The organism is Mycobacterium sp. (genome assembly GCF_050701675.1).
Lineage (GTDB): Bacteria > Actinomycetota > Actinomycetes > Mycobacteriales > Mycobacteriaceae > Mycobacterium.
In genome coordinates this window covers 1-10,762 of record NZ_JBOGDD010000932.1, presented here as the reverse complement: position 1 = coordinate 10,762, position 10,762 = coordinate 1, and the positions used below count along the sequence as shown (strand labels likewise).

The following is a 10,762-nucleotide window of genomic DNA, read 5'->3' as shown; positions in this document are numbered from 1 at the left end:
GCACCAAGACGATCACCGGTGTCCCCGCCCCGGTTTCGGTCAGTGCCTCGAAGGTGACGATGGTGCCGACCCCGAGGCCCCGCCCGCCAGGGGTGCGAGGGTCGTGTCCGATCATGGTCGACTCGGTGATGATGGTCTCGGTGATGGTCTCCATCGCCAGCCCGCTGATGACCGGCGTCGCCTCGTTGAGAAGGATCAGGTCGAGCTCGGCCAGCCCGACACCGGCACCCTCCAGTGCCCACGTGACCGCCTTTGCGACGCCGTCGACGTTCTTGACCGTGCCCTTGACGCCCGTCGTCCGCGTCAGTGCCGAACCGACGTAGTCGACCGTCCCCGAAGGGCCGAGCGTCGCAAGACTCGCCTCGGTGGTGGAGTTGCCGATGTCGACGCCGACGACCGTCTTCACCAAGTCGACCCCGACTAACCGACCGCTGCTGCGGAGAACTCCGGCATCACCTCGACGGGACGTGCTCCCTTGCGGACCAGCTCGGTCTCCTTGAGGTGCAGCAGGGCAGCCTTGGCCTGCCAGCGGGGCCGGGCCATCTGATCGTTGAGCGTCGGAACCGGTTCCGGCGACTCGCCTTTGGCGTATTGCGCGGCGTTCGAGCCGATGTTGCGGTACGTCTCCAACGTCAGCAGTGGGCACTGCGGGAAGAGCTCCAGGCTCGACAGCCGCGGCAGATCACGCTGATGGATCATCGACGTTCCGCGGCCCAGAATCCCGATCCCGATTCCCGATCCCGACAGCCTGGCCGCCGTGTGCGCCATCAGTGCGAGATCGGAACTGTGCTGGATCCGGATGATCCTGGCGCTGACTTCCTGCTCCTCGATGCCTGCGAGAATCTGACGAACCACGTCGGCGTGCGGCAGCCCGACGATCGTCTGGGTGAAGAGGCCACCGAAGCCCGGCGATATCGCGATCACCACCTCGTCGGAACGCTTGCCCCGCTCGGCAGGCCCGACCTCGGTGAACGAGATCGTCCGCTGACCGCCGTCCGAATCGACCGACACGCTCATTCCACCTCCAATTCGGGGTTCGACGCGCTCGTCACGTGGCGTAGCCGTTTCATCTCTTCCCAGCGGGCACCGGACGGCCGATACCCGGTGCCGGGGCCTGCATAGTCGTTGGCGTCGTTGACGGCCGACAGCAGCTCCAGCGACGGCGTCATGATCGCCGAGGTCTGCAGCAGATCGCCCGAGACCCGCTGGCGCAGAACGGACAACAGGTTTTCGGCCATATCGGAGAAGCCTGTCGACTCGAGGGCCTTCACCAGGTCCAGACCGGTGACGTTGCGATCCATCACCTGCTGGGCACCCTTGAGGTCCTCGAGCACGTCGCGCGGGATGAGCTCGCGACTGCCGTTGGCGTACACCGCGGTATCGATCTCCGCGTCACTGATCGGCGGCAGGTCCAGGTAGCGGAACACGGCCTGCAGTGCCTTGGCGGCGCGGGTTCGCACCGCCAGGATGTCGGACTCCTTCACGTGCCGCAGCCCACCGTCGATCTGCAGGTCCCGCTGGATGGTGTTGAAATCGTCGAAGTCGTCGCTCTCGAGATTCGAGCCCGCGAACATGTTGTCGTAGTTGGGAACTGCGGAGTAACCCGAGCACACGAAGTCCGTTCCCGGCATCATCTGCGGCATCAGCCGGGCCGTCCTGCGCATCGCCGAATGGGAGAACGATTGATCGTTGCCCGAGGCGCATTCCAGATCCACCGCCGAGGCGATGAGATTCTCGGCGGCGACCGCACGGATGCCGGCCGGGACCGCTCCCGGCACGCCGATACAGGAGATCGAGCCGTTCTGCAGTCCCTGCACGCCGGCCCCCTTGGCAACCAGGATGCAGCGAATCTCGAGGTACAGCATGGACTTTCCCTGCGCGTTGCCCATCTGCACCTCGGATCCGGTGCCGGAGGTGAAGCGCATCTTGATCCCGCGTGAGGCATACGCCGCGGCCAGGAAGGCCTTCGACCATGGCGTGTCGTCGCCGTCGACGAAGACCGGTTCGGTGCCGTACACCGAGATGGTCTCCGCGTAGCCGGTGATCCCACGCATCCCGAGATCCAGCTCGGTCGCCTCCTCGAGTGCGCACTGAGTCAGCGGGCCGCCGGGGTTGACCTGGCTGCCGATCTGCAGTGCCATCGCCACCAGCGGCGCGTAACGCACGACACCCAGAGTCGTTTCCACCTCGGCGAATCCGCGGAGTGCGGCCTCTGCCGCCTCACAGGCGACCTGCACCGGGTTGTCTCGCGCGCTGGTGCAGTGCGCTTGATTGGCAGGCGTGCGCCTGGCGCGCATCTTCTGCATGCCCATCATGATTTCGACGATGTTCAGGGTCTTGGCGACGGCGAGCAGCTTGGCGGGCGTGAGACCGCCGGTAACGGCGATGACGTCCTTGCGGGTCACGCCAGGGTCGATCAGCATGCGAGCGATCTCGTCGGCGGGCAACGCCATCGACTGTTCGGTGGTCTCGACGTCGAGGGCCTTGTCGGCGATGAACTGATCGATGAAGTCGAAGTCGGCGCGTTCGGTGCCGTCCATCTCCACGATCAGGCCGTTCTCCACCCGCACGCTGGGTTCGGGGTCGAACGCGCTGTCCATCGCGACCATGCCCACCTCGGGCCATTCCTCGACGAATCCGTCCAGATTGACCGGGCGATCCTCCAGGATCTGGGTTCGAGCGGAATGCCTCACTCCGTTTCCGGCGGCACCGGGACTGTGGATTGGCTCTGCCGTCATGCTCTGTCTCCTACTCGCTCGTCGCCAGGATGTCGCGTCGCTCATAGACGTCGGCCGCCTCCCGCACCAATTCCGCGAGGAGGGTCGCGTCGTACTGAGACTGCAACTCATCGGCGATGGATTCGAGTTCGGCCTTCGTGGATGCGTTCGGCCGCAAGGCGTTGTAGATCTCCAGCACCCGTTCATCGGTGAGCGCGGTCATTTCCGCGGCCCGCCGCAGGTTGGCACCCAGCTGCCTTCTTCCGTCCTTCTCCGACACCTGCGCCTGCAGCCGCAGCGTGTCCGGAGTGATGCGCAGGTCAGTGGCCCCGACGTCGCCGGAGACGACCGATTCCATGGTGATGTCGTCGATCGACTTGCCGGTGGGGGTGAAGAGCAAGTCCCTGCGGTGGACACTCAGCGGATAGTCGACCTCGGGATCGAGGCTCGGTTGCGTCATGCAGTTCTCCAAGGTGAGGGGCGGCTGATGCCACCCGACGTCCACATGCGTGACACGGCTGGTCACGCCCACTCCATTGTGGCTCGTGTCACGTTGCAGGACCGTTGCAGCGATCCGCGCGGGTCGGGGCGCCACCCCGGCGCCGCGGCTTGGTTAGCGTGAAACGACCATGACCGCCATCCCAGCGCCGCAGGGCGGACCCACCGCGAAGCTCGACGGTGCGACGTATCTGGCGAAGACCGCAGAGCTCGGTGAATACTTCGGCCTTGCCGTCCAGGACGGCGAGCCGTGCAGGTCACTGTCGCTGTTGCTCGACGATGCGGCGGTCACGGAGTTCGTCGGTCGCACGCGAGAGGCCATCGCCACCTCGGCGCGATGCGATCGCAGCGACATTCCCGTCAAGGTGGCGGCGTCGTCGTTCCAATTGGGAATCGCGGCGCGACTTCTCTCTCCGGTAGTCGGGGCCGCCACCTGTCTTGGCGTGCTGCCCTTACTCGACCTGCGGTCGGTGACGTGGCGCTCGACGACGGGTCACGTTCCGCAGTTCGGCGCGACCGATCTGCAGTGGGTCGCGGCGCCGACGCCGCAGCGTGCGGCGGCGTTGATCTCGGCATCGGTGCTCACCGCAATCTTCGCTCCCCTCAACGAGACACTGCGATCGTTGACGTCGTTGTCACCGCGGGTGACGTGGGGCAACGTCATCTCGGCCGCGAACGGTGCCGTGACGGTCCTGTCGATGTCCCAACCACGACACGAGGCATCCGGCCGGGCCCTGATCGGCGCACTATTGGAGACCGAACACCTCAACGGAACGGCAACCCTCGCGCGCGGGGTGTTCCTCAGGAGCAACTGCTGCCTGTTCTACCAGGCGCCGGGTTCGGGACTCTGCGGCGACTGCGTGCTCTCGGAGTCAGACCCGCCAGGTCGGCGCGCTCGGCCGTGAGTTCACCGCGGTGCAACGTCGCTGCAACGAGCGTCGGGCTAACATTCGGCCCGCTGATCGGCAGGATGGAGCACGACATGGCTTTGACCCAGACCAGTTATTCATCGACTCGCACCGGCCGGCTTCGGCCGGAGGCTGGTCATCCACGCGGAATCGCCGACATACCAATCACTCTCGCCGAACGCGCGCCTCTGCGGACCGTCTTCGTCATGAACGACGAGCTTCTCCGGCACGGCCTGGTGCACGTGGTGTCGCAAGTCAGCGGCGTGCAGTTCGTCGGCGATCTGCGCCATGGCGCGGGACTCACCGACCGTCTCCGTGCGCTGCTGCCGGAACTGTTGGTGGTCGGCGCCGATCGCGGCCTGGCCCTGTCCTCCCTCTTGGCGGAGCTCGATCCCGTGCCGAAGGTGATCGTCGTCATCGACCGGGAGGACGGGCCGTCGCACACCGCGGAACTGATCCGGGCCGGTGCGGATGCCCTCGTCGATCGCAGATCGCCGTCGGCGGATCTGTTGAGCGCCGTCCAGCGAGTAGTCGAAGGCCAGATGGCACTCGACGCCTTCAGCGCCAACGCGCTCATCGAGGAGTTGCGCTCGCGAGGCGGCGACTCCGACTCAGACACGTCGCGGATGCTCACGCGACGGGAGCGCGAGGTGCTGAGCCTGCTCACCGACGGACTGGACAACCGCGTGATCGCCGCCAAGCTGTTCATCTCCGAGGCGACGGTCAAATTCCATCTGCACAACATCATGGGCAAGTTCGACGTGCACAAGCGCGCGGCGCTGGTGTCGGTGGCACTGCGCGGCCGCAACGGGTGAACCGCTCATGACGGCAGGACATGCGCCAGCGCCGCGGCTGCCGCTGCTCCGATGAGTGGGCCGAGCACCGGCACCCACGAGTACCCCCAGTCGGGGCCGGCCTTGCCCTTGATCGGCAGGAACCAGTACGCGATGCGGGGTCCGAGATCGCGGGCCGGGTTGATCGCGTATCCGGTCGGGCCGCCGAGCCCGAAGCCGATCGTCATCACCACGAACGATACGGCGGCATAACCCAGCGTCTCGTTGATCTTCGGATTCACCAGGATGAAGATGACCAGCACGAAGGTAGCGATGACCTCGGTGACGATGTTCCAGCGGATGCGACGCACGGACGGAGAGGTGCAGAAGATGCCACGCGTCCCCGAATTATCGTCCATCGCATCGAATTGCAGTTTGAACGCCGCCCAGCACAACGAGGCGCCGACGATGCCACCGAGCACCTGGGCCGCCCAGTAGACCGGGACCGACGACCACGGGATCCCGCCCGAGATGGCCACCGCGAAAGTCACCGCCGGATTGATGTGGGCTCCGGACGGGGCGGCGATGCTCGCACCGGCGAAGACGCCGAAGCCCCAACCAAGCACGATGATCAGCCAATCGCCGCCGCCGCCATGGGAGTACGAGTTCTTCAACATCACCGCGGCGATCGAGCCGTTACCGAGGAGACAAAGCACCGCGGTGCCCAAGAACTCCCAGATGAAGATGTCGATATTCGACACTGACCACAACCTCTCTAACGGTCGCCGCTGAACGCCTCCTGGGTTGGACGGCCAGGATCACGCCAAACGTGCACTGTCAGTGTTTTTCGCAACTGCCCGGTCCGTGGCGTTCCCGACGTGTCCCGGTCCCTTAACTCACCGGACGAATGGGCAGGAGCTGACCCTTGGGTGAGCTTTTGGATAGGGTGATGAAGGTCCCCGCCCCATCCTGCCCGATGCCGCGTTCAAATCCGTTGCAGGAACATCCATTCGAAAGGCCCGTCAATGACTGCCATCACCCTCTCAGCCGCAACGAAAGTGGTAGCCGCCGCGACCGAGAAGGCCATCGCGATAGGTCAGCCGATGAACATCGCCGTCGTCGACGACGGCGGCCATCTCGTGGCGTTCGCTCGCATGGACGGATCCATCAAGGCCAGCATCGACATCTCCATCCGCAAGGCGCGCACCTCGATACTGATGAACGCCCCCACCAGCGCGCTCATGCCGCTCGTACAGCCCGGCGCGGAACTGTATGGGCTGGAACAGACCTCCGGCGGCATGGTGATCTTCGGTGGCGGCATCCCGTTGACGGTCGACGACGTGGTGATCGGGGCGATCGGCGTCAGTGCGGGCAGCGTCGAGCAGGACACGAGCGTCGCCGAGGCCGGCGTCGCCGCGCTCTGACCGAGGTACGGGGCCCTAGATGATCGGCAGGATCCGTCGCAGGATGCCTGTCGACGCAGCCGAGACCACTTCGGCGAACGCGGCGAAGTCGATGGCCGAATCACGCCCCGCGAGGTCGGACAGGGCCCGAATGATCAGCCAGGGGACGCCGAACGACTCGCTGACCTGGGCGACGGCACCACCCTCCATCTCGATCGCCTGCCCGCCGAATTCCCCATGCAGCCGTTGCCTGGTGACCTCGCAGTGCAGGTACTGATCACCGGTCAGCACTGTGCCGTAGGTGATCCGCGAGGGCCGATCCGATCCACCCGCCGCACGCGGTAACGGCGGCAGGGCGATGCCGTCGAGCCTCTGGCGAACGCGGGCCAGCATCTCCTGGCTCACGCGGTAGCCGAGGGCGTCGGTCGGATTGATGAACGAGACGTGGCCGGCCTGGTAGACCTCGAGGCGCTCGTTCTCGATCCTGCCCGCGTCGTGTTGCAGGACGTGCTCGGCGATGACGACGTCGCCGATCTGCAGTCCGGGGTCCAGACCACCTGCCACACCGGAGAGGACCACGGCCCGGCTGTCGAAGCGATCGATCAGCAAGGTCGTGACGAGGGCCGCGTTGACCTTGCCCATACCCGCCTCGACCAGCACGACGGACCGGCCGTCGAGCACACCCTGCCAGAACTGGTGCTGCCCGACGTCGATGCGCACGGCGTCGGGCAGGGCGGCGCGCAGATGCGTCAACTCCTCGGGGATGGCACAGATGATCCCAACGGTCCCAACGCCTGTCCCCCCGTGATTTCGGCGCGCTCGGTTGCGGTGCGCGCAACGGAGCGCGCCGAAATCACTGGACGTCGACCCAGTCCAGGGTGCGTTGCACGGCCTTCTGCCAACCCGCGTAGCCGGTGGCGCGTTGCTCGTCGTCCCAGGACGGTGTCCAACGCTTGCCCTCCTGCCAGTTCACCCGCAAGTCCTCCGGATCCTCCCAGAACCCGACCGCCAAACCCGCCGCATACGCCGCACCCAGTGCCGTGGTCTCGGCCACCACCGGCTTGACCACCTCCACACCCAGCACGTCGGACTGGATCTGCATGCACAAATCGTTGGCGGTGATACCTCCGTCGACCTTCAACACCTCCAGATGCACCCCGGAATCGGCCTCCATCGCATCCACCACGTCACGGCTCTGGTAGCAGATCGCCTCCAGCGTCGCCCGCGCCACGTGCGCATTGGTGTTGAACCGCGACAACCCGACGATCGCACCGCGCGCATCCGACCGCCAATACGGCGCGAACAATCCCGAAAACGCGGGCACGAAGTACACCCCACCATTGTCGGAAACCTGCCGCGCCAGCGATTCACTCTGCGCCGCACCACTGATGATGCCGAGTTGATCACGAAGCCACTGAACGGCCGACCCGGTCACCGCGATCGAACCCTCAAGGGCGTAAACGGGTTTCGCGTCACCGAACTGATAACACACCGTCGTCAGCAACCCGTTGGACGACCGGACGATCTTCTCGCCGGTGTTCAACAACAGGAAGTTGCCCGTGCCATAGGTGTTCTTCGCCTCCCCGGGCGCCAAACAGACCTGTCCCACCATCGCCGCCTGCTGATCACCCAAGATCCCGGTCACCGGAACCTCGCCACCGAGCGGACCGGTCGCCAGCGTCACACCGTACGGGTCCGGCGAGGAGGAGGGTTTGATCGCCGGCAGCATCTGGCGCGGAATGTTGAAGAACGACAACAACTCTTCGTCCCAGTCGAGCGTCTCCAGGTTCATCAGCATGGTGCGGCTGGCGTTGGTGACATCGGTGACGTGCACACCGCCGCGCGGCCCACCGGTCAGGTTCCACACCACCCAACTGTCGCTGTTGCCGAAGATCGCGTCACCCTTCTCCGCGGCCTCGCGGACGCCGTCGACGTTCTCCAGGATCCATTGCACCTTGCCTGCGGAGAAATACGTCGCCGGTGGCAGACCGGCCTTCTGGCGGATGACGTCGCCCCTGCCGTCGCGGTCCAATGCCGACGCGATCCGATCAGTGCGGGTGTCCTGCCACACGATCGCGTTGTAGTACGGCCTGCCGGTGCGCTTGTTCCACACCAGCGCGGTCTCCCGCTGGTTGGTGATCCCCAGCGCGGCAAGGTCGCTCGGCTGCAAATCAGTGCTGTTGAGCACCGACGTCAACACCGACGCAGTGCGCTCCCAGATCTCCACCGGGTTGTGCTCCACCCAACCCGCCCGCGGCAGAATCTGCTCGTGCTCGAGCTGATGACGACCCACCTCGGCACCGCCATGGTCGAAGACCATCGCCCGCGTACTGGTAGTCCCCTGGTCGATCGAAACGACGAACTCTGCCACGGATGCTCCCTTGCCTACTCGTCATGTGCGTCGGCCGTCGACATCGACGGCGGCGCCGATCAGGCCGCGGGCACCATGCCGTGCGGATCGAGGACGAACTTCTCCGCCACCCCTGAGTCGAATTCAGCGTAGCCACGAGGAGCGTCGTCGAGCGAGATGACCGTGGCGTTCACCGCATCGGCGATGTGCGCCTTGTCGTGCAGGATGCTCATCATCAACCCCCGGTTGTACTTCAGCACGGGGCACTGTCCGGTGTAGAAGCTGTGGCTCTTGGCCCAACCGAGACCGAGGCGGACCTTCAACGTGCCGTCCTTGGCGTCGGCATCGGCGGCTCCGGGATCACCGGTGACGTACAGACCAGGAATGCCAAGGCCGCCCCCGGCGCGGGTGAGGTTCATGATCGAGTTCAGCACGGCGGCAGGCTGCTCGCCCGCGTCGTGGCCGTGCCCACTGGCCTCGAACCCGACGGCGTCGACCGCGCAGTCGACTTCGTTGGTGTTGAGGATGTTGGCGATCTGATCTTCGAGTGAGGCGTCGGCGCTGACGTCGACCGTCGCGCAGCCGAAGGACTCCGCCTGCTTGAGTCTGTCGGCGTTGAGGTCACCGACGATGACGACCGCGGCGCCGAGCAACTGTGCCGAGTACGCGGCGGCCAGGCCGACGGGCCCGGCGCCAGCGACGTACACGGTGGACCCGGTTGTCACGCCCGAGGTAAGCGCGCCGTGGTAGCCGGTCGGAAAGATGTCCGACAGCATCGTCAGGTCTCGGATCTTGGCGAGTGCCGCGTCGCGGTCGGGGAACTTCAGCAGGTTGAAGTCGGCGAAGGGCACGAACACGTAGTCGGCCTGACCACCCAGCCAGCCACCCATGTCGACGTAGCCGTAGGCGGATCCGGCCCGCGCCGGGTTTACGTTCAGGCAAACCCCGGTCAGCCGCTCACGGCAGTTGCGACACCGACCGCAGGCGATGTTGAACGGCACCGAACAGATGTCGCCGACCTCCAGAAACTGTACGTCGGAACCCTTCTCGACCACTTCGCCGGTGATCTCGTGTCCGAGAGTCTGTCCGACCGGCGCGGTGGTGCGGCCGCGCACCATGTGTTGATCAGAGCCGCAGATGTTGGTCGACACGCACTTGAGAATGACACCGTGGTCGGCCTTGCGGCTCATCCCCATCGCGCTGGCCACTTCGGCAGGCACTTCGAGCTTGGGATAGTCGATCGACTCGACCGCCACCTTGCCAGGGCCCTTGTACACGACGATCCGGTTGCCACTCATGGGTTCTCCCAATCGGACTCGCGGTGTCCGCACCGGGCTCTCCGTTGTGCCCGCGCGTCCTTGAGACCAAGCGTAGGCAGACTGCTCGCCGTTGAACCGACATCGGCGAAAACCTCACCACTGGTCTAGGGCGGCCCCGCTTTGGCGACTACCCTCATGGGCGCCGACGGATCTTTGTACCATCGCTCGATGCCGGATTCGCCAACGCCACCCGCCCGAGGCGAACCACGATTCGCGTCACGACGCGAGGTCCTCACATATGCGCTCTCAGCGCCGGCCCTAGTGGGCTTGGGCGCACTGGCGGCAAGCTTCGACGGGCCGAGCGCGTCAGCTGCCGACGTCAAGCTGATCGACTTCGCGGACCGACTAGTGCCACCGGAGCAAATCTCCGCGGCAGGCTATGCGGGGGCCGTGGTCTACGTGGCCAAGTCTCGGCCGGGCGCGAACTTCGACTTCAAGCCCGTCACCCGAGCGTATACCGACGCGCTGCGCGCCGCGGGTTTGCACGTCGTCAGCAACTACCAGTACGGCAAGCCTGGGTGGCCGACCCCATCGGACTACACCCGCGGTTACGACGGCGGCGTGGCAGACGCGCAGACGGCTCTGCAGCTACACGCCGCGGCCGGGGGCGGGGACGGGGCGCCGGTCTTCTTCAGCCTCGACGAGGACATCGACCGCGACACGTGGAGCATGATCGCAGTCGAATGGTTTCGAGGGATCAACTCCGTGCTCGGTGCCGACCGCACGGGCATCTACGGCAGTTCCCTGGCATGCGCGTGGGCGATCGGAGACGACGTCATCGGGCACTCCAGCAC

Annotated in this window: 11 protein-coding genes and 1 pseudogene; 4 read left to right on the top strand and 8 right to left on the bottom strand. The window is 65.7% G+C overall.

What is annotated here, in order from left to right; genetic code table 11:
- The 4 genes and pseudogenes from ACRDUX_RS28355 to ACRDUX_RS28340 form a co-directional block, all read right to left on the bottom strand.
- A pseudogene (locus ACRDUX_RS28355) lies at window positions 1-406 on the bottom strand (diol dehydratase reactivase subunit alpha); the annotation flags it as partial.
- A 14-nt stretch (window positions 407-420) separates the two neighbouring features.
- A complete protein-coding gene (locus ACRDUX_RS28350; RefSeq protein ID WP_526418755.1) occupies window positions 421-1,011 on the bottom strand; it encodes a propanediol/glycerol family dehydratase medium subunit in 591 nt (196 codons plus the stop codon).
- 2 nt (window positions 1,012-1,013) lie between these two features.
- Entirely contained in the window at window positions 1,014-2,738 is a 1,725-nt protein-coding gene (locus ACRDUX_RS28345) for a propanediol/glycerol family dehydratase large subunit (protein ID WP_526418753.1), read from the bottom strand.
- A gap of 10 nt (window positions 2,739-2,748) precedes the next feature.
- Complete coding sequence (locus ACRDUX_RS28340) at window positions 2,749-3,177, bottom strand: diol dehydratase small subunit (protein ID WP_526418751.1); 429 nt, start codon at window positions 3,175-3,177, stop codon at window positions 2,749-2,751.
- Between the two features lie 169 nt (window positions 3,178-3,346).
- Here ACRDUX_RS28340 and ACRDUX_RS28335 point away from each other — a divergent pair, with 169 nt between their 5' ends.
- Both ACRDUX_RS28335 and ACRDUX_RS28330 read left to right on the top strand, forming a co-directional pair.
- Window positions 3,347-4,120: a (2Fe-2S)-binding protein gene (locus ACRDUX_RS28335; RefSeq protein WP_526418749.1), complete on the top strand. Its 774-nt coding sequence runs from the start codon at window positions 3,347-3,349 to the stop codon at window positions 4,118-4,120.
- Between the two features lie 209 nt (window positions 4,121-4,329).
- Window positions 4,330-4,938 (top strand): response regulator transcription factor, encoded by a 609-nt coding sequence (locus ACRDUX_RS28330; RefSeq protein WP_526418747.1) that lies wholly within the window; start codon window positions 4,330-4,332, stop codon window positions 4,936-4,938.
- A gap of 5 nt (window positions 4,939-4,943) precedes the next feature.
- On the opposite strand, the gene ACRDUX_RS28325 is transcribed toward ACRDUX_RS28330, so the two are convergent.
- On the bottom strand, window positions 4,944-5,657 hold the full coding sequence (locus ACRDUX_RS28325) for an MIP/aquaporin family protein (RefSeq protein ID WP_526418745.1): 714 nt from the start codon (window positions 5,655-5,657) through the stop codon (window positions 4,944-4,946).
- Between the two features lie 264 nt (window positions 5,658-5,921).
- On the opposite strand from ACRDUX_RS28325, the gene ACRDUX_RS28320 reads away from it, so the two are divergent.
- Window positions 5,922-6,320, top strand: a complete 399-nt coding sequence (locus ACRDUX_RS28320) for a heme-binding protein (RefSeq protein WP_526418743.1) — start codon at window positions 5,922-5,924, stop codon at window positions 6,318-6,320.
- Window positions 6,321-6,335: 15 nt separating this feature from the next.
- Here the strand turns inward: ACRDUX_RS28320 and ACRDUX_RS28315 are convergent, their stop codons facing one another.
- The 3 genes from ACRDUX_RS28315 to fdhA all read right to left on the bottom strand — a co-directional run bounded on the left by ACRDUX_RS28315 (window position 6,336) and on the right by fdhA (window position 9,947).
- Window positions 6,336-7,076 (bottom strand): 5'-methylthioadenosine/adenosylhomocysteine nucleosidase, encoded by a 741-nt coding sequence (locus ACRDUX_RS28315; RefSeq protein WP_526418757.1) that lies wholly within the window; start codon window positions 7,074-7,076, stop codon window positions 6,336-6,338.
- A 76-nt stretch (window positions 7,077-7,152) separates the two neighbouring features.
- Window positions 7,153-8,670 carry a glycerol kinase GlpK gene (gene glpK / locus ACRDUX_RS28310; protein ID WP_526418741.1) on the bottom strand — a complete coding sequence of 506 codons (1,518 nt, stop codon included), beginning with the start codon at window positions 8,668-8,670 and terminating at the stop codon, window positions 7,153-7,155.
- Window positions 8,671-8,729: 59 nt separating this feature from the next.
- Window positions 8,730-9,947: a formaldehyde dehydrogenase, glutathione-independent gene (gene fdhA / locus ACRDUX_RS28305; RefSeq protein ID WP_526418739.1), complete on the bottom strand. Its 1,218-nt coding sequence runs from the start codon at window positions 9,945-9,947 to the stop codon at window positions 8,730-8,732.
- Window positions 9,948-10,136: 189 nt separating this feature from the next.
- On the opposite strand from fdhA, the gene ACRDUX_RS28300 reads away from it, so the two are divergent.
- A partial coding sequence (locus ACRDUX_RS28300) for a glycoside hydrolase domain-containing protein (protein ID WP_526418737.1) occupies window positions 10,137-10,762 on the top strand: 626 nt, incomplete at its 3' end.